The following is a 25,540-nucleotide window of genomic DNA, read 5'->3' on the forward strand; positions in this document are numbered from 1 at the left end:
AAGATAGCGAATGCCAAGCGGCGGTTTTGAAATAAAGAAATTCAAAGCCGCCGTTGTCCTTTTCAAAAAATAGGATTTCGGAGGGTATGTTAAAGTTGTCCATTTTTAAGGACACGGCGGCACAAGGAGGATGCCGTCGTGTTTATTTGTTTTCGACATAATTCGATATTATTCTGCATGCCAAAAAAGACTTGACGCTTTATGGGACTATTGCGGTCATCAAGTTACCCACACACATTACACGTTAAGATATACAAGCTCCCACGCCCGATTGGTTTTTATCCAGTCGGGCTTTTTTGCATTTCACAGCAAATTATTTTTTACTTCTTGCCGTTTGCTTTGCCAAAATTTTCATCCTGACCGTAGTAGTGGCGAAAGGGGAAGCCATCACCCGCCTTTGCGGACGCGAAGGGAGGTGAGAACATGAAGCCTCATTCCCACGAACAACATAAGCGGCACGCCTTTGACAGCTTTTGCAAAAAAGTATTGAAGCATGAAGCCCGCGACTATTACGACGCGCTGAAAAGACGCAGAGAGCGGGAGATATCTTTGGACGAACTGTCCGAAAAGGAATTGGAGCAGTTGACCGTAATGGACGAATATTTCAAGGATCTATACAGCTTTAACGTGCTGGGCTATGACATTTCAGTGTCGGATGGGCGCATAAGCGAAGCCTTGAACGCTTTGCCGACGGACAGACGCGATATTATCCTGCTGTCTTATTTTCTTGACATGACGGACAGGGAAATCGGGGAACTCTTGACCCTTGTCCGGCGCACCGTTGCTTATCGTCGGACAGGCACTTTGCGGGAATTAAAAAAAATCATGGAGGGAAAAGCGGATGAATAACACACGAAACGCCAAAACCGGTAACACCGGTTTGCTTCCTTTTCCCGTCATTGCGGCTGCGGCTGGCGGCGACATCAACGCTATCAGCACCGTTCTAAAGCATTATGAAGGGTATATTGCTGCGTTGTTCATCAGGCGGCTTTATGACAAAAGCGGCAACCCCCATCTCTGCGTGGACACTGAATTGCGCCGCAGATTGGAAACCAAGCTCATAACAAGAATCCTGGCATTCAGGGTAGCATAACGAAAAGCCTGTCACGGGAGCGCGCCCCCCTTTCCGCGCTTCCTATGCGGGCTTTTTTCGCTTGTCATTCTGCAAAAGTATATCCATAGCCAATGTGCTTTTGCAGGCTGACAAACGCCTTTTGTTCTTTAACAAAGAAAGCGTTCTAACCACGCGCAGCATAGGGCAAATCGGATACTTTCGGTCTACGCCGAGCCGGACGGCGGGTGCGCCACGACTTCCCCAAGGGAACGAGCGACAACCACCCAGCCGCAAAATGAGCGTGGCAGCTTGTGGGGCGACGACGCATAGACCGGTATAATGATACTTCCGTCCAGCCACAGTCCGAGCGTTAAAAGCGTCGCAGGCAATGGGGGCGGCCCGCCGACAGGGGGGAGGTGAAAGTCCTATGAGGACGGTGAGCCGCCGTCCGCCGATAAGCCCATGAAACGATAGAACTGGAACAGAAATGCAGGTCAGGGGTGCGCACCTTGGTGCGAGCTGTATGCGTACCCAATCATGGGCGCGCCCCTGTTTTCTGCATTTTTATTTTTAAGCTGAGAGGAGCTGATACCTTGCTCAAAAGCAATGAAGCATATAAGCTGATTTTTCGGGAATACCCGGATGTGGTCGATGTGGCGCAAATGTGTGAAATGCTGGGCGGTATCAGCACAAAAACCGCATACCGCCTTTTGCGGCAAAATCAGATCAAGCACTTTAAGATAGGCCGAACGTATAAAATCCCCAAGTTCCATATTTTCGAATACCTGGCGGTCGCGCAGGAATCCGATGCGTAAAACATCGTTCGCACCTTTGCAAGATATTTTGGAGAACTGTTACACTAAAGCCGTCAATGGTAGGTGAATATGGACTGTTACTGATTTAAAGGAGGCAAGAATTCATGGTAACAGGACACCTGCGAGAAAAAAACGGCTATTTCCAGATGATTCTCACCTACAACAACAAGGATATGAACGGAAAGCGCCAAACCAAGTCCTTCAGCACGGGGCTTCCCGTCAAGGGAAATAAAAAGCGCGCTGAAGCGCTGCTTTGGAAAACCAGGCAAGAGTTTAATCCCGACACGGGGATGAGTTGCAAAGACGCTTTGTTTGCCGACTTCCTGAAAAAATGGCTGCAGGACGCTATCAACAGAGTGGACGCCGACACCTACGCCCTTTACACATACGACGCCAAAGCCTTCATCATCCCTTACTTTAAGGATACCGCCGTTACGGTGGCGAAAATAAAGCCGGGGGACATCGAAGGCTACTATCAGTACGAGAGAACGGAAAAAAACGCCTTGAACACCGCCCTGCTCCAATATCACGAGGTCATTGAGGAAGCCTTGGCCTACGCCGTGGAGCTTGAGCTGATCCGGGACAATCCGGCCGACAAGGTAAACCCGATCTCCGGCGAGGTGCGGATACTGTTTACCGACTTCCTGCTGGAATGGCTGGAGATGATCAAGCACAATGTGGAAATGACCACCTACGCCTCTTACGCTATGTCCATCAAGAGCTGCATTATTCCTTACTTTAAGGAATTCAGGCTTACATTGAAGGATGTTACGCCGAAGCACATCCAGGACTATTATCAGTACGAGCTGAACGAGAAAGGCGTAAGCGCCTGCACGGTGATCCACCGCCACGCCAACATTCGCAAGGCGTTGCAGTACGCTTACAAGGTGGGCTTGATTGCCTTTAACCCCGCCGACCGGATCGAGCGGCCCAAAACCGCAAAATTCGTGGGCAGCATTTACGATGCCGGAGAGCTGGAAGCCCTGTTCGCCGTGGTGAAAAACAAGCCGATAGAGCTGGCCGTTATCTTAGGCGCGTTTTACGGACTGCGCCGCAGCGAGATCGTGGGGCTGAAATGGGACGCCATTGATTTTGGAAAAAAGACGCTGACCATCAAGCACACCGTAACCGAGTTAAGGGTGGACGGGAAAGCCATCATCGTGGAAAAGGACCGCGCCAAAACCAAGTCCAGCCACCGCACCCTGCCGCTGGTAGAGCCCTTTGAAAAGCTACTTCAGCGGCTAAAGGAAGAGCAGGAGCGTAATCAACAAGTATGCGGCAGCGCCTATTGCCGGGAATATCTCGGCTACATCTACGTGAACGAGCTGGGAGAACGGATCAAGCCGGGTTATGTCACCCAGAATTTCGCGCTCACCCTGAAAAACCACGGCTTGAAGAAAATCCGTTTCCACGACCTGCGGCATAGCTGCGCCAGCCTGTTGTACGCCAACGGCGTCAGCCTGAAGGAGATCCAGGAGTGGTTGGGGCACAGCGATATTTCCACCACCTCGAACATTTACACTCACCTGGATTTCAGCTCCAAGGTCGCTTCGGCCAACGCCATCATCGGCGTATATCCCTCCTGACATCCCTCCAAAACGGCGGAATGCCAGGTAAATAGGGGGCTGAGAGCACTGAAATATGCGCTGGAATGGTTCATGTGACGGTATGACGGACGACAAATAAATGTGTCGCCAGAAAAGAAAAAAGCCCTCAAATCCGCTTATATCACGGTTCAAGAGCGATTGTTTCTGGTGCCGATGGCCGGAGTCGAACCGGCATGGAGGTTATCCAACGGTTTTTGAGTCCCTTCACATTACCGGAAGCATCGGGAATGTAACGTACTCTACCGGAATCCTCAGACCCTCAAAAACCTTGTATAATGCGGGTTTGCGGCACTTAAAACCCGGAAAGCCACGTCACTCCAAGGCTCCCTCAAAAGAGCGGTTTTGACATAAATTTTGGACGTTGGAGGGATATTGGAGGGATATTCAGGAGGGATATCCGGACCGTCTGCCGTCAGAACATCGAACGTGTAGTAATCAAAAATCAATATTGTAACAGTCATCCTACCATTGACAAATCTTTTCAGGAGTTGATGACTGTGAAAAATCAAGAATACTACGAACAGCTTTTTGAGGCGTATCCCGATGTCGTTACGCTTGATGAATTCAGAGCTATGTTGGGCGGCATTGGAGAAACCACGGCACGAAAGATTTTGCATGGAAATCATATAAAGTACTTTTTCATCCGCAGTGCCTATAGGATACCAAAGGTATGGGTTATCAAGTATGTGTTAAGCGACCATTACGCCCAGTACCGGCAAGAGCTAAAAGTACAGGTTTAGTATTGAATAAAAATGAATGGACGAGAGGACATAGGTTTGCGCTTATGTTCTCTTTTTATATGGAAATAAATCCATATGGCTGATATAATTTATATTGATAACGTTGTTTTTATTGATATTGTATGGAGATTTTTTGATGCCAGATGTGAATGAACTTTTAAACAATGCAATTAAAGAAACAGAGAACTTGAATCAAGAGGAAATTTTCCTTGTAAGAGATTTATTCAAAGGCTATGAATGGAACCGCATTTCTCGTAGTGAACGGCTTCTGCTTGGTACATTATTTTTAAACTATGTGAACACATCAAAGGCTTCTATACAAGCGATTGAGAAGACTTCTTCCGGACAGCAGAAATATAGGGTTAAAACGGAATAGTCTAGTGAGGCTAATAATGTCAAGCTACTTGAGTTGTCTAGCAAATTATCCGAAGTTAGGCGTAAAAAAACTCAAACCCACTCCAGAGTTTGAGTAAAGTTAGCTGCAGATTATGGTGAAGAAGCTGCTAGCCCTAACTTTGGATAATTACATTGCACGAAACCGCGTTGATTGATGCTCTCGCTATGGGGATTAAATAGCTATTTTCCCGTCTAACTTTAGATGGCATTAAGGGAAACTTGATAGCAAAATGTATCAAAGCAGCGTTAATCATGCTGAAATAGACATAGCTTCCCCCTCCCCATGACAGGGCAAATTTTTTAAACATATACAGTTTTGTTATTGATAGGGGGAGATTTACCCAAGCTCATATACCGTCTGGGTTTTTCCGATCCGCAGTTAGGGCATTTAGATAAATCTATTCCAGTTAGTTTTAGGATGAGTTGAAGCGTAGAGTATTTTTCTCTGGTTAAAAGAGGTGTATGGGTTAACTGTTTGCAAATCTTCAGTTTGGCTGTCTTGTTACGATTGCCTAGCAAACCGTAGTGTCTGATTTTCATAAAGCCACTCGGTAGGATATGAATAAGAAATCTGCGGATAAACTCATCGGCGGAAATCGTCATCACCTTATGTTTACTGTTATCCTTGTAGTCCCTCCATTTGAAGGAAACTGTATTCTTTTCAATGCTAACGATACGTTTATTAGATATAGCCACTCGGTGAGTATATCGACCCAGGTATTCAACAACACAACCAGCATTTTTAAATGGTGGTTTGCAGTAAACAATCCACTCTTTGCTATAGAGAGAGGAGAGCAGCTTTTCAAATTCCTTATCGTCAGAAAGATAAGTTTGATTACCGTGGAATTCAAGCTTATTTTGACCGTAGAGTTGTTTTAGGTAGTACAGGAATTTGCCTCTGAACTTTCGGGATAAAACTTTAACTGGAATGAAAAATTTTTTCCTACTATTTACCCATTTCCCAATGGAGGATAATCCGCCGCCGGGTACAATGCAGTGAATATGCGGGTGGTGCATGAGGTTTTGTCCCCATGTATGCAGAACAGATGTAAAGCCAATCTTGGCACCGAGATATTTTTTGTCAGAAGCTAATTCAGTAAGTGTTTCAGCAACGGCCTTAAACAAAAGGGTGTAGACTACTTTTTGATTCTGATAGGCTATTGAATTGAGCGTATCGGGGATTGAGAAAACTACATGGAAGTATCCAACGTCGAGCAGATTGATTTTCTGGTTTTCAATCCAGCGTTCTTTGGCAAGAGCTTGGCATTTAGGACAGTGCCTATTGCGACAAGAATTGTAAGAAATTCGGATATACCCACAACTGTCACAAACCTCCTTATGGCCGCCTAACTCTGATGTTCTACATTTTTGAATGGCTGACATCGCTTTATGCTGCACAAGAGTAAGCTTGTGGTTGCTTCGATAGTTATTGCCGTATTTTAGGAAGATATCTTGAACCTCAGTCATTGGCTTTTTCCGATTCAGCCATCTGATCAAGGGGACTCGTTACGTTGAGGGATTCAATCTTGACCAAATGCAAATAAACGCAGGTCGTGTTGATATTTGAGTGACCAAGCAGTTGCTTGATGTGGTAAATACTTGTGCCGGATTCAAGCAGATGAGTTGCAAAACTATGCCTCATCGTATGGACTGTCACGTTTTTATTGATTTTAGCTTTCTTTACATATTTATGGAAGAGATTTTGTACAGCTCTGGGAGTTATGTGAGTGTCGGTATGATTTCGGCTGTAAAAAAGCCACTCTTTGGGGCGGTAAGCTTTCCAGTAAACTCTAAGAATCTCAAGATTAGCTTCAGAAAGCAGGGCATAACGATCTTTACCCCCTTTGGCATTGCGAATGAACAGTTGCATTTTATCGCTATGAATATCTGAAACTTTAAGGGAGGCCACTTCACTTAGGCGAAGTCCAGCCCCATAGAGGGTCATAAGAATGCATTTATCTCGCAAATTGTCACAGACGTTAAAAAGGGCTTGGATTTCCTCTTGGGTAAGTATGTCAGGGAGTTTGCGTGGTTTACGGTGGCGAGGGATTTGCCTAGGGTTAATATTAACGTTCAAAGTTACGCCATACAAAAAGCGGAGACCACTATTGTAGGTGTTTACCGATTCGGGAGCAAGCTTCTTTTTTGTGGTGAGATAATGAAGGAACTGCCTAACATCCTCTACACCTAGTTCAGTTGCAGGTTTATCAAAGTGGTCCTGAAAGAGTTTAACTTTGGTATAGTATTCGGCCTGGGTATGCTTGCTTAACCCTCTAAGCTCTACATCGAATTTTATCTTGGCTAAAACCTCTTCTTTTGTCATAGTTTGAACATCTCCTTTAAAATTAAATTAGCTTTATTTTAAAGGAGATGCATAAAAAAGGAACTGACTTTTTACAGTATCATTTTCAATTACACAACTTAAAAAAACATTACAGGAACTACCGCGCCAGCGGTTTAGTGCTATGTCTATTAGGCGAAGTTTCGGATGCTTTTGGTTATAGCAATAATAAGAAGTAAATTTAGCCTATATAAACGATAAACTGCGTTGCAGGATGTTCAGATGTAAAGGCGGAGTTAGATGCGTTATTCTGATTTTATAAAACAAACTATATCAAACGAGAATGGAATCGATTGGAATTATTATAAGACAGGAATGCCCATAGAAAATATTTTACAGGCAAACCGGTCCGGTATTTTTATTCGTAAGTACTTTGAAAGTGGTGGCAAAGAACTTCCGTTACTGCTTAACCCAACAGAAGCCACTAATTTTATCAATACCTATTTCGCTGCCGGATGTAAAGAAAACACATTATCTTTTGATTTTAGTGAAATGTATCTACTTCCAGATGACCGTGCAATACATACAGTTTCTGGTTTCTTTTTAGGATTGCTTATTGAGAGTTGTTTAAATGGAACAAGGACACTCGCTATCGAGAGTTCAAATCAGTTCCCGTTTGCATATCTGTGGTTTTTGATGTTTCTGTATCACGATTATGGGTACTGCGTCACAGAAAGGGATAATAGCCCAATTTCAACGCCGGAACGTGCGCCCATACCAGATATGCTTTTTACATGGAATCCTTTGAGAATACATCGCAAAGAATATGATGCACTTTGCCGCATGAAAAGAGAATTAGGCATTGATCTTTCACTCTTTTCTCCTTATCCGGGATCACTGAATAGGGTGGGCAATTTCAGACAAAACAATGAGATAAACTTGCAACGTGCTCTGCTACGCGAGCTCACACAACGTACATTTACAGTAACAGGACGCCCAAGGCTTCGGTTTAATACAGGAGCAAAAATAATCGGACATCAATATACAAGCATTATTACAACAAGATATTTTAACTATTGTATCAATGAACGACACAAGGTGGATCACGGAATTGTTGGTGGATATCTGTTTTATGACAGAATGGTTAAAAACTATTTATCCGCATATATGACAGTGCTTTACGAACGTGAGGGGCTTTGCGTTTTAGGTGATTTTCATTATAGAGACAGGCATTTTTGCCAAGAACAGCTTCCTATTTTCTCATATATTGCCGATTGTATTTCAGCTCACAACATTTGGAAACAGCCCGAGGAGAGTAGAGCGGCGTACGAGCAGTATAAACTGGATGTCTTGTTAGCTGAAAACTTTAAAAACATTACTTTCCAAGAAAACCCACTTCTCTATATACTTGTAGTTGCAGACAGTTTAGAGCCAACAAAAGTGTACGGAGGACTACCCCCGCAAAAGGTTTCAGACGCAATTGATATTGAATATTTGCCAGCACATCATGTGCTGACCTTCTCAAGCAGAAATAGCGAAGTCTCTATAGAGATCTTGTATCGCAAAGCAAAGGGATTGGAAGATTGGACATCAGTACGTTGCTCCGAATTGAATGAGGGCAAATTTACTCTTCATATTTAATATTTACGATGCACAATTGGATTATAGCAATAATGCGTACCTTAATAAATCCGAATTTGATGGTGCGGTTGCTATAGTGAGATTGAAAATTAGTGGTATAATAAAGAACGCTTTATTTAGACTAAAAATATATAGGAGGCGATGAAAAAATGTTTATGCCTTGTAAAGAATCAATTCTTGAGATGACTCCTACTGAATTTGAAAAGCACTCATTGCGTATATTGACTGAGCAGATACAAAATATTAGAAATTGCAACTTTCAACATAATAAAATTATGGAGGTGGATGATGGAAATTATCAAATTGATGGATACATAGAGTTTGAGCTTATGGGCATTTATTATAAAACTTTGATAGAGTGCAAACATTATAAAAGCAGTATATCCAGAGAAAAAGTTGCTGTACTCTATGATAAAATACGAGCTTGTGGAGCAAATAAGGGTGTATTGGTGTCATCATCTAATTTCCAAAGTGGTGCAGTACAATATGCGTCAAAACATGGTGTTGCATTAATTCAGTTGACTGATGCTGACAGTATATATGAAACACGATCTGATTTCACAGAAAAAAGCGGTGCATTTGCTACGCAAAAGAAAAAAACAAGCTCTTATATAGGTGTAATGCAGGTCGGGGATGAGCATATTGTAAATTGTTTGTATTTAAGTAACACAGAATTAAATGTAAGAGATTTCTTAATTAAAAGAAGTTAGGAGGAGCAGAATGAGAAAGGCATTATGTGTTGGAATTGATAGCTACGAGAAAATCAAAGATTTACATGGATGTGTTAATGATGCAAATGGGGTGAAAGCAGCATTAGAGAGAAATGGCGATGGAACACTAAATTTTTCTACGAAACTTCTATGTGCAACAAGCGAAGCATCTTACATTACTAGAGAGGGATTGAAAGATGCAGTTCAAGATCTTTTTAGAGATGAATCCGAAGTTGCTGTTTTTTATTATGCCGGACATGGTTCTTATGATGCACTTGGTGGATATCTATGTACTAGCGAAGTGGAAAGAGAAGATCAAGGGTTATCATTGAATGACCTTATGGGGATAGTAGCTGATTCCCGTGCACAAAACAAAATTGTAATACTTGATAGCTGTTTCAGCGGACGAGCAGCAAATTCAAAAGAAATGCAAAATTATTCTGTGCTACATAATGGCACAACTATTTTAGCGGCATGCGACGAAAATCAGTATTCATCGGAAGAAAATGGTCATGGTGTTTTTACATCGTTGTTGATTGAAGCATTATATGGTGGAGCAATGAATCTACTTGGTGAGGTTTCTCCTGGCAGCATTTATTCTTATATAGATAGTTCTTTGGGAGGATGGGAGCAACGACCAGTGTTTAAGGCAAATATAAAGCAATTTGTTTCGCTTAGAAAAAATGCTCCACCAATTGCTATTGGAGAATTGCGTCGCATTACGGAATTCTTTATTACGCCGTATGATGAATACGCATTGGATCCTACATATGAACCAGATAAACACGAGGCTGACATTAAAGATGTAAATCTTGAACATGAAGAGATATTTTCAATTTTGCAAAAATATGTGAAGCTAAATTTAGTGGTACCGGTAAATGCTGATCATATGTACTACGCTGCGATAAAACATGAGTCGTGTAAATTAACAGCTCAAGGACAACATTATTGGAATCTGGTAAATAAAGGAAATATTTAAAGATATTCATGATGTTAGAAGCGGCTATAAGTCCATGCAAGTTGTGGACATTTAAGTATATAAAATATTAAGTGGAGGTCATGAAAATGGGAAAAAAGAATGTGTTCATAAGTCATCGTTGGGATTATGAAGAGGATTACGAGAAAATTAGTGCAGTATTAGATAGGTCAAAATATGACGTGTCTGATCGTTCGGTTGAGAGTTCTGATCCATTGGTGGGAACAAAAAAGCAAGTGACAGATGCAATAAAAGGCAAGATTGATAGTGCTAGTGTGATTCTTGCACCAGCACGTCCAGCAGCAGTTACGGTAGGCAGCATGGGACGTACAGAAATTAATTATGCTATTAGTAAAGGAAAGAAAATTATAGCAGTTAACACTGGAACGACAACTAGTGTAGCATCTTTTTGGGAAGATAATGATATTGAAGTTATTGCATGCAGAAAAGATAGTTTGGAGAATGCTATAGGGTAAAAGTGAGTATTCTCTTTTATTAAAGTGAAATAGCGCATGATTAGAAATACTCTTATCCTACAAATTACAGTTTATCGAGTAGACTACATGCACGATCAATACGATTTGAGTTTCGTATTATGTTTATAATGCATTGATTATCAGGAACGGTAAACTTCGTTTAGTCCATATTACAATCAAATAAATGAACAAGAGGACATGGTTTTGATTGATTATGTCCTCTTTCATATATAAACCACAATTAAAAGCCGTTTGCTTTATTATCCCGATAAGCAGGCGGCTTTTTCACGTGAAAGGGGAATTTCAAGTGTCAAAAGTAATCACCCTTGCCAACCAGAAGGGCGGCACGGGCAAAACGACCACAACGGTCAATCTGGGTATCGGCCTTGCTATGCAGGGTAAAAAGGTTCTTTTAGTGGACGCGGACGCGCAAGGCAACCTAACGGATTCGTTAGGCTTCCATGAGCCGGACAATCTATCTGTTTCATTGGCTACCGTTTTAACCAAAAACATGTTGGAAGAATCATATGAGCCTGACGAGGGACTCCTTCACCATGCGGAAGGCGTTGATCTCATGCCGGGCAACATTGAGTTGTCGGCCATTGAAGTTTCCCTCGTCAACACCATGAGCCGGGAAACGGTACTGCGCAGCTACATCAACACTGTCAAAGACAGGTATGATTATGTGCTGATCGACTGTATGCCCTCCTTGGGTATGATGACCATCAACGCCCTTGCCGCCGCAGACAGCGTAATTATTCCGGTTCAGGCCCATTATCTTCCCGCCAAGGGAATGACGCAGCTTTTGCAGACCATAGCCAAGGTAAGGCGGCAAATCAATCCGAAGCTGACCATTGACGGCGTTCTGGTGACAATGATGGATAACCGCACCAACTTTGCCAAGGATATTTCCTTTATCCTGCGCCGCGACTACGGCGACAAGCTGCGCATTTTTCAAACGGAAATCCCCCTGTCCATCCGTGCGGCTGAAACCAGCGCCAAAGGGAAAAGCATCTATGCTCACGATCCTCACGGTCTGGCGGCAAAAGCCTATGAAGCCTTTACGAAGGAGGTGCGGGACATTGGCGAAAAACGACGTGCGAAGCAGCATAAAGCTGGCCTCAGTAGATGACCTGTTCACCACCGAGGAAAGCCGCGCCGAGCAGCAGCGCGAAAAGGTGATGGACATCCCCCTGTCGGAAATCAGTGATTTCCCCGACCACCCTTTTAAGGTGAAAGCGGATGAGGCTATGTTGGAAATGGCGGACAGCGTAAAGCAATACGGCGTTTTAGTCCCCGGCCTTGTGCGGCCCAAAGCGGACGGCGGCTATGAAATGGTGGCCGGACACCGGCGTAAAAAGGCAAGCGAGCTTGCGGGATTGGAAACTATGCCCTGTATCATCCGGGAACTGGACGACGATCAGGCCACCATTATTATGGTTGACAGCAATCTGCAAAGGGAAAGCATCCTGCCGAGTGAGAAAGCTTTTGCCTACAAGATGAAGCTGGATGCCATGAAACGGCAAGCAGGCAGACCAAGCAAAGAAAATGTGTCCCAAGTTGGGACGCAAAAACGTTCAGACCAAATATTAGCTGAACAAAGCGGAGAAAGCAGAAATCAAATCCAGCGATATATCCGCTTAACTGAGCTTAGCCCTTCCATTCTTGAAATGGTGGACGAAAGACAAATTGCCTTTAACCCCGCTGTTGAGCTTTCCTATTTGGCCGAAAAGGAACAGCAGGAGCTTTACGAAACCATACAGTCGGAAGATTGCACCCCGTCCTTGGCCCAGGCGCAACGGATGAAAAAGCTTAGTCAGGACGGCAGGCTGAATATGGATGTCATTTTTTCCATTCTCACCGAGGAAAAGCCGAATCAAAAGGAAAAATTCAATATCCAACGGGAACGCATCGACCGTTTTTTTCCCAGCAGCTTTACGGAAAAGCAAAAAGAGGATTTAATCGTTCAGCTCCTGGAAAGCTGGTATAAAAAACGGCAGCGGGAACAGGAACGCTGAACCGTGGCAGCTTCGCTCTTAAGGAGGGCGATTTTTTTATGCCCTTTGGAAGGAGGTGCTTGGATGTACTTTACGGAAGGGCGGCTGCGCGAATGTGAACGCATAATGCGGGAAAAACCGGGACATGACCGCAAACCCGTTAAAGCGGCGGAAAGACGGGATTGCCAGCATTGTCCGCACTTTGACAGGCATCAAGGAAAATGTGGCCAAAAGTGCGTAATAAAAAAGTGATTTTACACGAAGGGGCTAGCTCCTCTACTTACGAAAAACGCAGACCGCGCCGTCTTTCGTCATTCCCCTCCTCACCACTGCCCCAAAAGCCACCGGCCGAAAAAAGAATGAAAAGCAGACCGGACGGCCTTCCTTCTTTTTCGGTAGGTAAGGCCGTCCTCTAAACTAAAATCTTCGGAAGGAGGAAGTATCACTTTGGAACTAATAAAAAACCGAATCTTTTTAAGCGTCCTTTGCCTTGTCCTGGCGGCGGGCGTTTCTTTTTTGCTCCTGCCGCGCTTCTACGAGGACAAAGGCGCAACGGTCACGGTGCTGCGGGCGGCGCAGGATATCCCGGCTGGAACGGAGCTTGCGGAGCACCACCTTGCAAGCGTGGAGGTAGGCGGCTACGGGCTGTCGGAGGGCGTATTGAACGACAAAGCGCAGCTTGTCGGTAAGGTGGCGCAAACCGCTATTGCCAAGGGAGACTATTTCTTCCCTCAAAAGCTCGGCAGCTTTCTTGCCAACGAGCTGCTTGACCGCCTTGTGAAGAACAACCAGCGCCTTGTTACCATCAACGTTCCCAGCATCGCGGCGGGGCTTTCCTCCCACTTGCGAGCCGGAGATGCTGTTACGGTGGCCATATTCTTAGAAAAGGCGTCCGATGGCCGGGATACCTCCCCGCAGGTCATTATTTATCCTGAATTAAAAGGGCTGGAAACATACAGCGTCGAGAACGCCCGGACCCAGGACACCGCCGAAATGCGGGAGCAGCAAAAGAGCAGCCAATCGGCAAACAGCGATCCGGTTCCCAAGGCCGTGACCCTCATTGTCACCGAAGCCCAGGCGGAAAAACTCATTCAGGCCGAGTACACGGGGAAATTGCATTTAATCTTTGAGAAGCGGGGTGCGGATCATGAGTAAAATCATTGCCGTATGGGGCGGCAAGCACAGCGGCAAAACCACCTTTGCGGTCAACCTGGCCTGCGCCCTTTCAAAGCGGGATGTGCTCGTCGGTCTCATTTCCTCGAATCTCACCTATGGAGAGCTGCAAACCTTTTTCGGCCAGGAGGTTCTCCCGCAAAAGGGACTGTTTGAAGCACTCAACGCGGAGACCCCCAACATCGGTGAAAATTTCACGGCTTATACGGAGAGCAAAAACCTGTTTTTCCTGTCCGCACCTACCAAATACAGTGGACTGCTTTGCGATACCGTGGCCATTGAGGACGTGGAGCGGATGATCAACGCCTCCGCCCTTGCGTTTGACCTTCTCATTGTGGATGGAGCCGCGGAGGTAAACAATCCGGTATCCGGCGTGGGATTGTGGCTGTCTGACACCATTTTCACCCTGCACAGGCCATCTATCGCGGCTAAGATGTGGTACACGGGTGTTTCAGATTTTGCAAGGGAGCTGCATATCGAAGAGAAGCAAATCCACATCCTGCGCGCTCCCAATGGGGAATTTGACGACCAGGCTTACCGGAGCATCATGGAGACGCCTTTTGTCTATGAAGTGCCCCACATCAAACGCGCCGGTGAGCTGGAAAACGCCGGAACGCCCCTGTATTTCTTCCGTGATCGCGCTTGCAGATGCTACGGCAAGGCGCTGGAGCAAATCGCCGGAAAAATCTGCGGGGGTGGGAAGCCATGAACAGCAGATTTTCCGTCAACGACTTAATTTATAGGGCCAACAAAAAGCGCTCCGACAGGGGAGAAAGCGTCAAGGCGCAGGAATATGGGGAAATCCTCGACAAGCTGCAGCGGCTTATCGCCAAGAACCACTCGGCAGAGCTGGCAGAGGTATTGTACTCAGAGGAAGCCGAAGGGAAGCTTAAAGACCTTATCATGCGCTATCTCAACAGTGAGCAGTTGGTAGCCAAAGGCCTGCGGAACATTTCCGAACTGGTGGACGCCGTTTATTACGACATGGCCGGTATGGGGCTGCTGTCCCCGTACCTGCAGGACAGTGAAACGGAGGAAATCAACGTCAACGGCTTCGGGGGCGTCTGGGTACTGTATAAGGACAGAAAGATACGCTTAAATGAAACCTTCAGCAGCGCGGAAGCCTGCGCCAACATCGTTCGGAAAATGAGCCGGTTTGGCGGCGTTATCCTGGACGGCTCCAAGCCTGTCGGGGACAGCTTCATCGCCCGCGGCGTCCGCATGTCGGGAGCCATTGAACCCTGCGTTGACCCCGACGCCGGGGCGATTGCCTCCGTCCGAAAACAAAAGCCCTCCTACATTACAAGGGAAAACCTCATTGAATGGGACACGGCCACAGCCGAGGAGCTGGACTTTTTGGTTATGTGCGTCAACAACGGCGTATCGCTTGCCATTGCCGGAGCCACCGGCTCCGGGAAAACGGCGGATATGGGCTATATCTTAAGCTGTGTCCCCAATGAAAAACGCATTGTGACCATCGAGGACACCCGTGAACTGTCACTGGCGCGATACGATGAAAACGGCGCAATGATAAACGACGTCATCCACCTTTTGACTAAGGAAGCACCGAACGAGATTACCATGCTGGACCTGTTGAAGCTCTCGCTGCGCCTGCACCCGGAAATCCTGGTGCCTGCGGAAATGCGCGGCAAAGAGGCCCTCACCGTGCAGGAAGCGGGCAGAACAGGCCACACGGTTGTCAGCAGTCTGCACGCCAACAGCGCCAGATCAGCTTATGACCGCGTCCTGACCATGTGCCTGGAGGCCGGAACCTCCCTTTCGGAGGAAAGGCTCCTGAAGAATATTGTGGAAGCCTTCCCGGTGCTGCTGTTCAAAATGCAATTGCCCGACAAGTCCAGAAAGTACATGGAAATCTTTGAAGCCACCGGGATAAAGAACGGTGAAGTTGCCGGAACCACGCTTTTCAAATACGTGGTGGATCATTATGAACGCGACGGCGAGGGCAGAATTGCCAAGGTGGCAGGCAGTCACCGGCGCACGGGGAATATTTCTCCGGCCCTTGCCGAAAAGCTTTTGATCGGCGGTGTGCCGCAAAGGGAGATCCGCCGCTTTTCGGAAGGCGGTGCGGCATGAACCTCATAGCCTTTGCCCTTGTCGCCATATTCGCCCTGATTAGCCTGGCTCTGTTTCTTTTGTTTAACTTAAGCCCCTTCGCCGCGGCACAAAATCCTTTGCAAAAGCGCCGCCTGGTTTTGACAGGGACAAAGCTGAAAATCACCGAACGGATTGCCATCCATTTTGCCTCGCTGTTCCGGCAGACCCGATGCACACCAAAGAAATTTTTCGTTATGGCGCTTCTGTCAGCGGCGGGGGGCTTTACCGCGGGAATGCTGCTGTTCGGCGGCGCGGAGCTTGCGGCGGTAATGGCTGTCTGCATGCTGCCCGCCCCTTACTTCTATCTGACGGTAAAAAGCTCGGCAACGGCCAAGGAGGAAATCGAAGGACTGGAAAACACCATGTCCATCATCACCAACGCCTACGCGGGATGCGACGATATCATCAAGGCGGTGGAAGCCTATGTGGAGGAAAAGAACCGCTATGTCCCGGCGCATTTGAGAAGCACGACGCCCTTTGATGAATTTATCACGGAAATCCGCCTGGTCAATCCCAATGTAGAGCACGGCCTTTATCGCCTTTCCGCAAAAATCAAAAACCGCTACTTTAACGAATGGGTCAAGACTCTGATCCTGTGTCATAACGACAGAAGGCTGAAATTTGCCCTGTTCCCCGTCATCAAGGCCATGAATGACGCCAAATCCATGCAAGTCGAGAGCGACGGCATGATGGTGCGGGTGTGGCGCGACTATCTGCTGACGGCGGGCCTGATGTTCTCCATCATTCCCATGACGAGATTCGCCAACGCCGAATGGTTTTACCTGCTGACCCAAACCGCCGTCGGCAAGCTCCTGATCATCCTCATGCTGCTGGCCGCGCTGGGCACCGCCTTCTATGTGATGAAGGCCACAAAGCCGTCCAATAAATGAGGAGGAACGCCATTGTTTTACCAGATCATTATTTTTATCCTGCTGACCGCGGCAGGATTTTTGCTTTGCAGGCAGCTGCTCAAGATTCCGAAGCTCAGTATGAAAAAGAACATCAAAAATCTACAGGCCGCCAAGGAAAGGCCGGATAGATTGATAAATCGCTTTCTCATGCCCCTTGCCAGACCTATTTCCCGGTTTATTCCCCTCGACCCCGTCAAGGAGGCGCGGATGGCCTCCATGCTGCGGCGTGGCGGGCTGGAGTTAACCCCCAAGGAGTACCAAGCCAAGGCTATCCTGGGCGCTCTTTTTACCCTGCCTCTTGCCCTGCTGTTCATGGTCATCGGAGCACCCAATCTCGCACCCATCATCCTGATCTTGGCGGTGGTCGTGTACCGCCATTTCACGACCGATTTGAATGATGCGCTGAATGAGAAAAAACGCCGCATTGAAATGGAGCTGCCGGGCTTTGTGCGGTCCATCCTGTACCGGCTGGAGGACAGCGGGCGCGAGAATGGCCGGATTGTGGTGCAGGTGGATTTAATCCAGATATTTGAGGATTACCTCAAGGTAGCCAGCGAGGCGTTCCGGGAGGACGTGGCGATCCTAATCGTGGAAATGAAGGCGAAGGATATCGAAACCGCCCTGCGGAGCTTCAATGAGCGCCTCGGCTTAACGGATGTTTCCTTTTTAGTCAACGCCTTAATCGGCCTGCACCGGGGCGAGCATCAAGGCGAGGCTTTATCGTATCTTGCCAGAGACATGGACGTTAAGGCCAAGGAGGTTTTCAGGAAAAAGCTGCATACGCTGCCCCGCAGGGTGAAAATCGCGTCCATCCCCCTGGTGGCGCTAACCCTGGCCAGCCTGCTGTATGTCATCGGCTCCCACTTGATTCGGTCAATGGGGGGCCTTTTTTAATCCGTGAAAATGGGCAGCGCCCCTTTTCAAATAAAAAATACATTTTCAGGAGGTACGACCCATGCAAAGCGTCAACACCGCAAGTACAAATTTCCAGGAAAGGAGAATCAATTCCATGAGAAAACGCCTGGCAAACGCTCTATTAAGAGCGAAGGCCGCCCTGATGAATCCCTGCGGCGATCAGATGACCGGCTGGCTCATAGTGGTTCTCATCGTTGTCGTGGTAGGCGCCGTGTTCATGACCCTGTATCAGGGCTCCATCACACAAATTTGGAACAGCATTGTCGCCAAGATTACCAACCTGCTGAATTAACAGCCGGTTCCCCTTTGCACGGGAGGGAGCACGGCTCCCTCCTTTTCCATTAAACAAATTCAATGGAGGTATGTGTTATGTTGAAAACAGTAAAAAGCAAAATCCAGGCAGCGGCTGTTAAAGCCAAAAATGTACTGGCCAATCCGTCCGGCGACCAGATGACCGGCTGGCTCATCGTCGTGCTTATCGTTGTGGTGGTGGGCGCAATCTTTATGACCCTGTATCAGGGCTCCATTACGCAGATTTGGAACAGCATCGTCAGCAAAATTACCGGTCTGTTAAGCTGATAGGTGACCAAAAGGCATATCCGCAAGCGCGGGAGGTGCGAAATCCATGGACAGCAGTCACCGGGGCATACGGGGGAGATTTTCTCCCCCTTTGCTTTTTCCAAAGCTGCTTTTGAGCAAGAAGGGCAGCAGCTATTTTGACCTGATGATAAAAACGCTGGTGGTTATTACGCTGATGGCAACCGTGATATCCTTTTTAAGCGTCTTTACCGCCTATCTTAATCTAAACCACGTCTGCCGCCGCGTTGTAAGGGTGGTGGAGCTGGAAGGGCAGGTTTCCGACCGGGCCTATGATGTTTTCTACAGGCTCAAACAGCAGACCGGCATTTCGCCGGAGATGGCCGTTGAGGATGTGGAGTATTGCGAGGATCAGAAAATCCAGCTGCGGGATAATTTCACCATTACCATGCGCTACAGCCATCCCTTTGCCGTCCTGACCCCATCCTTTGCGCCTCCGGTGGAAATTCAAATTCCGATGAAAGTCAGCATTACCGGCATGTCCGAAAAATATTGGAAGCTTTCGGAATGAGAGCCCTGGAGAGGAGGCGAAGTCTGTGGTCCTGATCCAACGGGCACTGCGAAACCGCAAAGGCGATACCTTTGTGTTTATCATCATTCTCGTCTTTTTCGTCCTGACCCTGTCCGCCGTCCTGATCGAGTATTTCCGCATGGAAAGCCTGTATCAGCAGGTGGAATATGTACTCCAACGGGGCGTGAACAGCGCCGTGGAGTATGCCATGCGCGACGAGTACCGCAGGGACGGCCACGCCCTGCTGGATACGGCGGTGGCGGAAGAAAGGCTGTACGAATACCTGCGCGAAAGCATGACGCTGGACCCGGGGCTGAACAAATACGCCGGTGACGAGTGGGTATACGAGCTGGAAATCGAACGTATCCACGCCACCGAGACCCCGCCCCGGCTGACAATGGACGGGGCGCTTAGGACCCGCAGCATTTTCAGCTTCCTGACCGGGGAGGCCCGGCTTCCCTTCAGCATATCCAGCGTCAACACGCAAATCACGGAAGGAGGTTCCGAATGAAACGAAAAGCTTTACTTGCCATGCCCCTTTTGGTCCTGTGCTGCCTGCTGCTTTCCGCCAAGGCATTCGCCGCGACAGACAGCGATATTGAAATCCTCGTAGCTTCCCCCATAGACAGCCTGACCAATGAAAGCGGCGTGGTGGCCGTGGAGCAGTTTCCGGCTGAAATTCCCATTAGCGTCACGGCGTCAGCCGGAACACTGACAGATGGGGAACTGGAATACGGCGGCGAAAGCCGGACGATACCGCCGAGCTATACTTTGACCATAGAAAGCAAAGAATTTTGCGGTCCCTATACCATCACGGCCAAGACCGATCAGGGCGCTGTTCTCACCGTCACGGCCAATGTGGTGTTTCAGGTCCGCGCCACCTACGACACCAGATACCGTACAGTCGGCATGCTGATTACAGATATCTATGAGGGCGATACGCTGGTGAAGTCCTTCCCGGAACCGCAGCACATTGAACTTGTAAATGCGAACACCGTGGCGGACCATGAGAACCAGCGCATCGCCGGATGGATCGGACGCCTTGACGGGGGAACCTACAGCCTGAAGGGCAGCCTTGCGGTGGAAATTCATAATATCTCTACGGGCGAAGCTTACGGCAGCTATGACGCAAACACGGATTTTGACGCTCTGACCACAGGCTTCGGCTGGACGCACAAAACCCTGATTGCCTTTGCAACTATGCGAAATACCGCCATTTCCTATCAGGCCCCGGTTAAAATTGACGTAAAAGCGACCTGGTGCGGCGACGACAAGCAGGAGGCTTACGGGAAGCTCACGGCACAGGACAAGGGCGTGCCGGAGCTGTTCTACCCTTATCAGACCACCTCCGTCACCTTCCATAAGGATGACATTAAGCTATCCCGCAACTTTCAGTACATGGGGCTGGAATGGTATTACACCCCGGAAACGAAAGAGTTTGCCGACGGGGAAAGCAAAACACAGGTGGAGATCACGCAGAAAATCCATTATCAAATCCCTGCCGCCGATTTCTTTTTCAAATTCAAAGCTCAGAAGGAAAACGACCTGTCGGTTGCCATCCGCGCCCCCGCCACAGTAAACCGTGGGGCGGATTACTCTTTCACCGTTCTGTATACGAACAGTGGAAGCAGTTCGGCCTATGATGTGCCATTGGAAGGTATGGTGGATGAAGCTGTCATTGAGGAAATACCGGTCACGCAGGACTTTCCTCCGAATACAAGCAAAGCCTATGAGGTGAAGCGCAGCGCAGACACCGCCGCCGGTGAAATCCGCCTTTGGGCGCATATCGGAGTACCGGAGGGCTTTATCGACGGGAACCTTGCCAACAACACGGCCACGGCGGTCATCAAGGTGGTTGACTCCGCGCCGGAGCCAACGCCCGGCAACAATGAAACGCCCGACGAGCCGGATACGCCGGATACACCCGACGAGCCCAGAAATCCCCCGGAGCCGCCGCCCGAGACAAAAGAGCCTTGCGACCTGTCAGCCAATATCATGGCCCCGCCCACCGTCTATGAACACGAGGCTTACAGCTTTACCGTGAGCTTTGCCAATCATTCCGATGTTCCGGTCAAGGCGGCGCTCATCCAAGGAAAAAGCAATGAAAATGTACTGCCGCAGATTCCGAAAACAGCGAGCTTCGCGCCGCAGGAAATCAAAACCTACACTATCACCGGCACGGCCGGCAGCGCAGGCCAGGTTTACCGTTTGAGGGCCAATGTGGAAGCACCGGAGGGCTTTACAGATGAAAATCCCGTCAACAACACCGCCGTTTCCAGCATTACCGTAGTGGAAAAGCCGGATACTCCCGATAGGCCCGACACCCCCGACATTCCAGATACTCCTGATGAACCGGATATCCCTGACACGCCGGATAACCCCAATGAGCCTGACAATCCCGATGAACCGGACACACCCATTTACAGGCTTTGCGACGTATGGGTAAACCTATCCTCACCGCCGACTGTCTACGAACGGGAAGGCTACAGCTTTACGGTGTATTTTGCCAATTCCACCGACATGGTATTGTCCGATGTGCGCCTGAAGGTGACCGTCAACGGCGAGACGGTTTCCGCCGTACCTGTGACAGGTAATTTCAAGCCGTATGAAAAGAAAGCCTACCTTGTGACCGGCACCGCGGGTCCAAAGGACGTTCCTATTCAAATAACGGCGCGGGTATGGCCTCCCAACGGCTATATGGACACCAATTTGAGCAACAATCAGGTTTCCGCTGAAATCATGGTGCTGGAACGCCCCTATGACCTGGATGTGCAGCGGATTACACCGGACAGATACAAGGAGAATCAGGCGGTTGTTACCACCGTCAAGGTTGGCAACCGCGGCAGTCTCGACTTTACACCGGGGGAGAATGTCGCCGTGCTGTTCCAGATTCCCGAGCTGTCCGTTTCAAAACGCATAGACGCTGTCGTGATGGAAAAGAATACCTGGAATGTGGTATCCCTGCGTTGGGATACCCCCAATGTGCAGGCTGACAAGGACATTACCCTGACCGCCATCATCAATCCCGACCAAACCCTGGTGAATGAAAGCAGCGCAGACAACAATATTTACAAGCAAAAGGCGGTCATCCGGAACGTGACCTACGGAGAGCCGGAGGAAAGCCGGACGCTGCCCGAACCGCCGCAAAGGAATGAACAGGCCAGAGTGACGTGGTGGGAACAGCGGTATGAAAACGGCCGGTTTGTATGGCGTGAGTTTTACGCCGAGCTGAAGGCGAGCGCCATCCTGGATTATGACACCAAAGGCAAGGACTATCTGAAATCCGGCTACGGCTATTCCATCAAGGTTGCCACATCTGTCAGCACCAACTATGACAGGCCGGAGCTGATCACAAATCCGCAGACGGCGGAGGTTTATCTTCCTGAATACCGCTATGACACCGCCATCCCTCTTACCAGAGAAGGCGGTCAATATATTTTTCAGGAGAATCCCGCCTCTCCCTTCAAATACCGGAAGCAGTACGTCCCCATCTGGTTCCCCGACGATAAGGATTATATCGCGCAGCTCCTGGTCACCGACGTGCATACCCCGGGCGGCACCTTATCCCGATGGATTACAGGAGGGAACCTTAAAATCCATGTGGTGGACAGCATGTATTCCGACGATGTGACCACGTGCGACTGGTAATGGTGCTGCCGCTTTGCGCCATACCTCTCCTGTGGGCGGCGGTTATGGATTACCGGAAGCGGATCATTCCCGACTGGACCTGGATTGCCATTTTGCTGATCGGGCTTATATCCGCTTTTCTGCTGCCGGACCCGGCTCCGTATGAGCGAATCGCGGGATTGCTTATACCGGGGCTTTGTCTGCTCCTTCTGGCCGTGAAATACGGCGGCGTGGGCGGCGGCGACATCAAGCTGACGGTGGCGCTGGGCTTTTGCTTTGGTCTGAACGCGCTGGCGGCCATTCTCTTTTTTGCCCTGCTTCCCGCTTGCATTTATGTAGTGGCTACACGGCAGAGAAGCATACCGCTGGCTGTGTTTTTGTGCATCGGCTTTTTTATCTGCGCCGGTGTTCTTTTTATATATGGACTGACCTGCTGACTGAATACAAGGGGGTGCTTTTTGTGGAGTTGAAGACGATTTTAGCCGTCGTGCTTTGCCTCGTAATTGCAGGGGGTGCGGTTTACCTACGCAAACGAAAGAAAAATACGGACCTGCGGAAAAAGGACGGATAACCGCCCCTTTTCCGCTGCCCGCAAAGGAGCGTGAACCTGCAAATGACTGAAGGAAAACGCATGGTGGATACCTACAAGGTAACACACGCCATCCATGTTGGCGATAGAGAAATCCTTTTTGCGGTTGACGACGGGAAAACCGATTGTCCGTACATGGTATGCGACTGCAACTGGGATAACCCGTTGGGTATCGACCAATTTTTTGATCCTGCCGGAAGCGACGATTACCTGGAAATGATGACCGAGTTTACCAACCGGGTGCAGGCGCAGCTTGAGGCGGTCAAAGCAGAACGGGATAAAATTACCGTTCCGCTTTCGCCCTTCACACAGGAACATTGTACACCAAACAATTACGGCGAAAGCATTGAAAACAAGGTCGTGGTCATCAGGACGGAGCGCCTGCGTCATGAATACCGCACCGTCAATAATCAGCTTGTGCTTGCCGTGGGCGGCTTTGGCACTTATGCCAATGCCAGAGGCCGGGCGGTTTACACCGTCAATCTCTACTCCGGCAAGGAAGCCCGCTGGAATCGGGAGGACATCCTGGGCGTTCTGAAACCCGAATATATGCCCGGTTGGGCGAAGGAACAGCTAAAACAGATCCTGGCCGGGCAACAGGCCAAGCACAAAGAACAAGTACAGGAGCGTTAGGAGGCTTTCAGGATATGGAAAAAGAGATCAATGCAGGGTATGTCATTACCGACCGGCTGGCCGTGGGCAACGCGGAATTCGTCATCGGGCACAACGAGAAAGCATCTACGCAGTTTGTCACCTGGAAATGCAGAAAGGGCGAAAAGGATTACTTTTGGGGCCACTATCTGGGCGACCGGCTGGCCGCCGTGGAGGATTTATGCAAGCGCGCCCTGGAGGAAATCGAGTATTTGCGCTCCCTCCAGCCCCAAAGGGACACCGGGGAAAGACCGGGGCAACAGATAAAAAGACGGCGCGAGCCGGAACGTTGAGGTGAGCAAAATGGCGTTTGCAATCAATGCCGCCGCCCCGGAGGAAGCCGCCCTGTTCTACTCCAATGCCGAAAAGGACAAGGAGCTTGGCTGCATCGGCCATCTGCGCGGCGACTTCGGGCATGGCGGCAAGGAGTTTTGGAGTACCTGGTGGGAGCATCAGGGGGACCTGAAGACACAGGAATTTAAGGACGAGTTTGACGTGCTTATCAACTCCCTGCGAAAACAGGGGCTATTGAAGGACCGCGGCAGCATGGCGGAATTTTGCCATGCACATTCGGAAGCCAGGATTACGGGCGCGTGGCATCCCGACGTTTACGGCTTTCGGGTGGATACCGGCAGACACCGCTACTTTATCCGCTGTTTTCCGCAGGGGGGAGATTACAACTTCTACATCTACTGCTATATAAACGAAAAGGAACGGCTGCGCGAGCAAACCCAGAGCAAACCAACGCAGCCTGCTACCACCAAGAAGAGGCGCGAGCCGGAGCGATAAGTGGGATAACCCTTGTAAAGCCAAAGGCAGGGAGATTCCGCAGGTTCCCCCTGCCTTTGCTTCTATCCCGCGCAATTACTTTTTGATGGGAAAATAAATTTCGGTTACATATTCACTGGGCGGAACATTGTCCTCACAGCCTTTGATATACAACTCAAAGGGCGGCCCGGAAACGGTGTATCCCTCCCTTTCAATCCATTCCATCAGCGCCGTATAGCAGGGAGTGAAATCGTCATAGGGGCCGATATGGGTGGCAAAGCAGCAAAGCCCCGGAGCAAGCGTCCGCACCTGCTCGCCGCTGCCGCCCGACACCTCCACCCCAACCTCAATATCCGTGCATTCATGATTGAATTCCTCGTCATGGTAGACGGACAGGAACGGCCCGGCAGGTTTCAGCCGGTTCTTTTCCAAACCGGCGCATAATGCGCCAAAGGCTTCTTCAAAATCCCGGATACTCATTTTCCGTCTCAGGGAATAGATGGTTTTGGGCTGAATTTCCACGGTTTTAACCAAATAATTCGCTTGCATTATATTCTCACACCTTTCTATTTTCTCAATATCCTGCTCCATTTGCAGCAGGAGGTGCTGCTGGTCCTCGATCTGCCGCTGGAACTCCTCTTTTTTGGCTTGCAGGAGTTCGGCCAGACGGCTGTTGTCCCCGGCAGCCAGAACGGCGGCAATCTCAGGCAAAGAAAACCGATATCGCTTCAGCTTAGAAATCAGCAGCATGTCCCGAAGCTGAGAAACCTCGTAATAGCGGTAGCCGGAGTTCTTGCTGACAAATCCGGGCTTGAGCAGCCCGATCTGATCATAATAGCGGAGCGTTTTTGTCGATACCCTGCTGATTCTGGAGAATTCTCCGATTGTGAGCATAGAATCACCACCCGATGGCATTTGAACATGTTCTGATTGGAGTATACGGCTTCCAGTTAGGGCAAAGTCAAGGGCTCTTTCATATTTTTATAAAAT

At 48.7% G+C, this 25,540-nt stretch carries 31 protein-coding genes; 27 read left to right on the plus strand and 4 right to left on the minus strand.

Annotated elements, in window-relative coordinates:
- Positions 1-423 precede the first annotated feature (423 nt).
- Both ABDB91_RS04560 and ABDB91_RS04565 read left to right on the plus strand, forming a co-directional pair.
- The gene (locus tag ABDB91_RS04560) at positions 424-849 is read left to right on the plus strand and encodes a sigma factor-like helix-turn-helix DNA-binding protein (protein WP_347490444.1); all 426 of its coding nucleotides are present in this window, start codon (positions 424-426) and stop codon (positions 847-849) included.
- Positions 842-1,093 carry a helix-turn-helix domain-containing protein gene (locus ABDB91_RS04565; RefSeq protein ID WP_347490445.1) on the plus strand — a complete coding sequence of 84 codons (252 nt, stop codon included), beginning with the start codon at positions 842-844 and terminating at the stop codon, positions 1,091-1,093. Before ABDB91_RS04560 ends, ABDB91_RS04565 begins: the two co-directional genes overlap by 8 nt.
- Before the next feature lie 185 nt (positions 1,094-1,278).
- Here the strand turns inward: ABDB91_RS04565 and ABDB91_RS04570 are convergent, their stop codons facing one another.
- Positions 1,279-1,443 (minus strand): hypothetical protein, encoded by a 165-nt coding sequence (locus tag ABDB91_RS04570; protein ID WP_347490446.1) that lies wholly within the window; start codon positions 1,441-1,443, stop codon positions 1,279-1,281.
- Positions 1,444-1,647: 204 nt separating this feature from the next.
- On the opposite strand from ABDB91_RS04570, the gene ABDB91_RS04575 reads away from it, so the two are divergent.
- The 4 genes from ABDB91_RS04575 (at position 1,648) to ABDB91_RS04590 (ending at position 4,592) form a co-directional block, all read left to right on the plus strand.
- Positions 1,648-1,869 (plus strand): helix-turn-helix domain-containing protein, encoded by a 222-nt coding sequence (locus ABDB91_RS04575; RefSeq protein WP_347490447.1) that lies wholly within the window; start codon positions 1,648-1,650, stop codon positions 1,867-1,869.
- A gap of 104 nt (positions 1,870-1,973) precedes the next feature.
- Positions 1,974-3,455 carry a tyrosine-type recombinase/integrase gene (locus ABDB91_RS04580; RefSeq protein ID WP_347490448.1) on the plus strand — a complete coding sequence of 494 codons (1,482 nt, stop codon included), beginning with the start codon at positions 1,974-1,976 and terminating at the stop codon, positions 3,453-3,455.
- A gap of 512 nt (positions 3,456-3,967) precedes the next feature.
- A complete protein-coding gene (locus ABDB91_RS04585) occupies positions 3,968-4,216 on the plus strand; it encodes a DNA-binding protein (protein ID WP_347490449.1) in 249 nt (82 codons plus the stop codon).
- A 136-nt stretch (positions 4,217-4,352) separates the two neighbouring features.
- The gene (locus ABDB91_RS04590) at positions 4,353-4,592 is read left to right on the plus strand and encodes a single-stranded DNA-binding protein (RefSeq protein WP_347490450.1); all 240 of its coding nucleotides are present in this window, start codon (positions 4,353-4,355) and stop codon (positions 4,590-4,592) included.
- Positions 4,593-4,912: 320 nt separating this feature from the next.
- Here the strand turns inward: ABDB91_RS04590 and ABDB91_RS04595 are convergent, their stop codons facing one another.
- Positions 4,913-6,079, minus strand: coding sequence for an IS91 family transposase (locus ABDB91_RS04595; RefSeq protein WP_347490451.1), 1,167 nt, complete (start codon positions 6,077-6,079; stop codon positions 4,913-4,915).
- Positions 6,072-6,935, minus strand: a complete 864-nt coding sequence (locus ABDB91_RS04600) for a tyrosine-type recombinase/integrase (RefSeq protein WP_347490452.1) — start codon at positions 6,933-6,935, stop codon at positions 6,072-6,074. The genes ABDB91_RS04595 and ABDB91_RS04600 overlap by 8 nt, the downstream gene beginning before the upstream one ends.
- A 258-nt stretch (positions 6,936-7,193) precedes the next feature.
- Here ABDB91_RS04600 and ABDB91_RS04605 point away from each other — a divergent pair, with 258 nt between their 5' ends.
- The 21 genes from ABDB91_RS04605 to ABDB91_RS04705 all read left to right on the plus strand — a co-directional run bounded on the left by ABDB91_RS04605 (position 7,194) and on the right by ABDB91_RS04705 (position 24,571).
- Positions 7,194-8,534 carry a hypothetical protein gene (locus ABDB91_RS04605; RefSeq protein WP_347490453.1) on the plus strand — a complete coding sequence of 447 codons (1,341 nt, stop codon included), beginning with the start codon at positions 7,194-7,196 and terminating at the stop codon, positions 8,532-8,534.
- A gap of 149 nt (positions 8,535-8,683) precedes the next feature.
- Positions 8,684-9,244 carry a restriction endonuclease gene (locus tag ABDB91_RS04610; RefSeq protein ID WP_347490454.1) on the plus strand — a complete coding sequence of 187 codons (561 nt, stop codon included), beginning with the start codon at positions 8,684-8,686 and terminating at the stop codon, positions 9,242-9,244.
- A 10-nt stretch (positions 9,245-9,254) separates the two neighbouring features.
- Positions 9,255-10,223, plus strand: coding sequence for a caspase family protein (locus ABDB91_RS04615; RefSeq protein ID WP_347490455.1), 969 nt, complete (start codon positions 9,255-9,257; stop codon positions 10,221-10,223).
- 86 nt (positions 10,224-10,309) lie between these two features.
- A complete protein-coding gene (locus tag ABDB91_RS04620) occupies positions 10,310-10,696 on the plus strand; it encodes a hypothetical protein (RefSeq protein ID WP_347490456.1) in 387 nt (128 codons plus the stop codon).
- Positions 10,697-11,003: 307 nt separating this feature from the next.
- Positions 11,004-11,828, plus strand: coding sequence for an AAA family ATPase (locus ABDB91_RS04625; protein WP_347491528.1), 825 nt, complete (start codon positions 11,004-11,006; stop codon positions 11,826-11,828).
- A complete protein-coding gene (locus tag ABDB91_RS04630; protein ID WP_347491529.1) occupies positions 11,794-12,714 on the plus strand; it encodes a ParB/RepB/Spo0J family partition protein in 921 nt (306 codons plus the stop codon). Before ABDB91_RS04625 ends, ABDB91_RS04630 begins: the two co-directional genes overlap by 35 nt.
- A 63-nt stretch (positions 12,715-12,777) precedes the next feature.
- The gene (locus ABDB91_RS04635; RefSeq protein WP_347490457.1) at positions 12,778-12,945 is read left to right on the plus strand and encodes a hypothetical protein; all 168 of its coding nucleotides are present in this window, start codon (positions 12,778-12,780) and stop codon (positions 12,943-12,945) included.
- 195 nt (positions 12,946-13,140) lie between these two features.
- Complete coding sequence (gene cpaB / locus ABDB91_RS04640; protein ID WP_347490458.1) at positions 13,141-13,848, plus strand: Flp pilus assembly protein CpaB; 708 nt, start codon at positions 13,141-13,143, stop codon at positions 13,846-13,848.
- Positions 13,841-14,575, plus strand: a complete 735-nt coding sequence (locus ABDB91_RS04645) for a cobalamin biosynthesis protein CobQ (protein ID WP_347490459.1) — start codon at positions 13,841-13,843, stop codon at positions 14,573-14,575. Before cpaB ends, ABDB91_RS04645 begins: the two co-directional genes overlap by 8 nt.
- 152 nt (positions 14,576-14,727) lie before the next feature.
- Entirely contained in the window at positions 14,728-15,960 is a 1,233-nt protein-coding gene (locus ABDB91_RS04650; protein WP_347490460.1) for an ATPase, T2SS/T4P/T4SS family, read from the plus strand.
- The gene (locus tag ABDB91_RS04655; RefSeq protein WP_347490461.1) at positions 15,957-16,871 is read left to right on the plus strand and encodes a hypothetical protein; all 915 of its coding nucleotides are present in this window, start codon (positions 15,957-15,959) and stop codon (positions 16,869-16,871) included. Before ABDB91_RS04650 ends, ABDB91_RS04655 begins: the two co-directional genes overlap by 4 nt.
- Positions 16,872-16,883: 12 nt before the next feature.
- Positions 16,884-17,786, plus strand: a complete 903-nt coding sequence (locus ABDB91_RS04660; RefSeq protein WP_347490462.1) for a hypothetical protein — start codon at positions 16,884-16,886, stop codon at positions 17,784-17,786.
- Positions 17,787-17,847: 61 nt separating this feature from the next.
- Entirely contained in the window at positions 17,848-18,099 is a 252-nt protein-coding gene (locus ABDB91_RS04665) for a hypothetical protein (RefSeq protein WP_347490463.1), read from the plus strand.
- A 77-nt stretch (positions 18,100-18,176) separates the two neighbouring features.
- A complete protein-coding gene (locus ABDB91_RS04670) occupies positions 18,177-18,386 on the plus strand; it encodes a hypothetical protein (protein WP_347490464.1) in 210 nt (69 codons plus the stop codon).
- A 46-nt stretch (positions 18,387-18,432) separates the two neighbouring features.
- On the plus strand, positions 18,433-18,915 hold the full coding sequence (locus tag ABDB91_RS04675; protein ID WP_347490465.1) for a DUF4320 family protein: 483 nt from the start codon (positions 18,433-18,435) through the stop codon (positions 18,913-18,915).
- A gap of 25 nt (positions 18,916-18,940) precedes the next feature.
- A complete protein-coding gene (locus tag ABDB91_RS04680; RefSeq protein WP_347490466.1) occupies positions 18,941-19,426 on the plus strand; it encodes a hypothetical protein in 486 nt (161 codons plus the stop codon).
- Positions 19,423-22,563 carry a hypothetical protein gene (locus tag ABDB91_RS04685; protein WP_347490467.1) on the plus strand — a complete coding sequence of 1,047 codons (3,141 nt, stop codon included), beginning with the start codon at positions 19,423-19,425 and terminating at the stop codon, positions 22,561-22,563. Before ABDB91_RS04680 ends, ABDB91_RS04685 begins: the two co-directional genes overlap by 4 nt.
- A complete protein-coding gene (locus tag ABDB91_RS04690; protein WP_347490468.1) occupies positions 22,551-22,979 on the plus strand; it encodes an A24 family peptidase in 429 nt (142 codons plus the stop codon). Before ABDB91_RS04685 ends, ABDB91_RS04690 begins: the two co-directional genes overlap by 13 nt.
- 176 nt (positions 22,980-23,155) lie before the next feature.
- Positions 23,156-23,764 carry a hypothetical protein gene (locus tag ABDB91_RS04695; RefSeq protein WP_347490469.1) on the plus strand — a complete coding sequence of 203 codons (609 nt, stop codon included), beginning with the start codon at positions 23,156-23,158 and terminating at the stop codon, positions 23,762-23,764.
- A 14-nt stretch (positions 23,765-23,778) separates the two neighbouring features.
- The gene (locus tag ABDB91_RS04700) at positions 23,779-24,075 is read left to right on the plus strand and encodes a hypothetical protein (protein WP_347490470.1); all 297 of its coding nucleotides are present in this window, start codon (positions 23,779-23,781) and stop codon (positions 24,073-24,075) included.
- Positions 24,076-24,085: 10 nt separating this feature from the next.
- Positions 24,086-24,571, plus strand: coding sequence for a hypothetical protein (locus ABDB91_RS04705; RefSeq protein ID WP_347490471.1), 486 nt, complete (start codon positions 24,086-24,088; stop codon positions 24,569-24,571).
- A 75-nt stretch (positions 24,572-24,646) separates the two neighbouring features.
- Here the strand turns inward: ABDB91_RS04705 and ABDB91_RS04710 are convergent, their stop codons facing one another.
- Complete coding sequence (locus ABDB91_RS04710; RefSeq protein WP_347490472.1) at positions 24,647-25,444, minus strand: MerR family transcriptional regulator; 798 nt, start codon at positions 25,442-25,444, stop codon at positions 24,647-24,649.
- Positions 25,445-25,540 lie beyond the last annotated feature (96 nt).

This window comes from Desulfoscipio sp. XC116, assembly GCF_039851975.1.
GTDB lineage: Bacteria > Bacillota > Desulfotomaculia > Desulfotomaculales > Desulfallaceae > Sporotomaculum.

Bases quoted from the DNA above. Each gene is read 5' to 3' on its own strand.
- ABDB91_RS04560 (WP_347490444.1), top strand. From the start codon at position 424: ATGAAGCCTCATTCCCACGAACAACATAAGCGGCACGCCTTTGACAGC.
- ABDB91_RS04565 (WP_347490445.1), top strand. From the start codon at position 842: ATGAATAACACACGAAACGCCAAAACCGGTAACACCGGTTTGCTTCCT.
- ABDB91_RS04580 (WP_347490448.1), top strand. From the start codon at position 1,974: ATGGTAACAGGACACCTGCGAGAAAAAAACGGCTATTTCCAGATGATT.
- ABDB91_RS04585 (WP_347490449.1), top strand. From the start codon at position 3,968: ATGACTGTGAAAAATCAAGAATACTACGAACAGCTTTTTGAGGCGTAT.
- ABDB91_RS04590 (WP_347490450.1), top strand. From the start codon at position 4,353: ATGCCAGATGTGAATGAACTTTTAAACAATGCAATTAAAGAAACAGAG.
- ABDB91_RS04595 (WP_347490451.1), bottom strand. From the start codon at position 6,079: ATGACTGAGGTTCAAGATATCTTCCTAAAATACGGCAATAACTATCGA.
- ABDB91_RS04600 (WP_347490452.1), bottom strand. From the start codon at position 6,935: ATGACAAAAGAAGAGGTTTTAGCCAAGATAAAATTCGATGTAGAGCTT.
- ABDB91_RS04605 (WP_347490453.1), top strand. From the start codon at position 7,194: ATGCGTTATTCTGATTTTATAAAACAAACTATATCAAACGAGAATGGA.
- ABDB91_RS04610 (WP_347490454.1), top strand. From the start codon at position 8,684: ATGTTTATGCCTTGTAAAGAATCAATTCTTGAGATGACTCCTACTGAA.
- ABDB91_RS04615 (WP_347490455.1), top strand. From the start codon at position 9,255: ATGAGAAAGGCATTATGTGTTGGAATTGATAGCTACGAGAAAATCAAA.
- ABDB91_RS04620 (WP_347490456.1), top strand. From the start codon at position 10,310: ATGGGAAAAAAGAATGTGTTCATAAGTCATCGTTGGGATTATGAAGAG.
- ABDB91_RS04635 (WP_347490457.1), top strand. From the start codon at position 12,778: ATGTACTTTACGGAAGGGCGGCTGCGCGAATGTGAACGCATAATGCGG.
- ABDB91_RS04645 (WP_347490459.1), top strand. From the start codon at position 13,841: ATGAGTAAAATCATTGCCGTATGGGGCGGCAAGCACAGCGGCAAAACC.
- ABDB91_RS04655 (WP_347490461.1), top strand. From the start codon at position 15,957: ATGAACCTCATAGCCTTTGCCCTTGTCGCCATATTCGCCCTGATTAGC.
- ABDB91_RS04665 (WP_347490463.1), top strand. From the start codon at position 17,848: ATGCAAAGCGTCAACACCGCAAGTACAAATTTCCAGGAAAGGAGAATC.
- ABDB91_RS04670 (WP_347490464.1), top strand. From the start codon at position 18,177: ATGTTGAAAACAGTAAAAAGCAAAATCCAGGCAGCGGCTGTTAAAGCC.
- ABDB91_RS04675 (WP_347490465.1), top strand. From the start codon at position 18,433: ATGGACAGCAGTCACCGGGGCATACGGGGGAGATTTTCTCCCCCTTTG.
- ABDB91_RS04685 (WP_347490467.1), top strand. From the start codon at position 19,423: ATGAAACGAAAAGCTTTACTTGCCATGCCCCTTTTGGTCCTGTGCTGC.
- ABDB91_RS04695 (WP_347490469.1), top strand. From the start codon at position 23,156: ATGACTGAAGGAAAACGCATGGTGGATACCTACAAGGTAACACACGCC.
- ABDB91_RS04700 (WP_347490470.1), top strand. From the start codon at position 23,779: ATGGAAAAAGAGATCAATGCAGGGTATGTCATTACCGACCGGCTGGCC.
- ABDB91_RS04705 (WP_347490471.1), top strand. From the start codon at position 24,086: ATGGCGTTTGCAATCAATGCCGCCGCCCCGGAGGAAGCCGCCCTGTTC.
- ABDB91_RS04710 (WP_347490472.1), bottom strand. From the start codon at position 25,444: ATGCTCACAATCGGAGAATTCTCCAGAATCAGCAGGGTATCGACAAAA.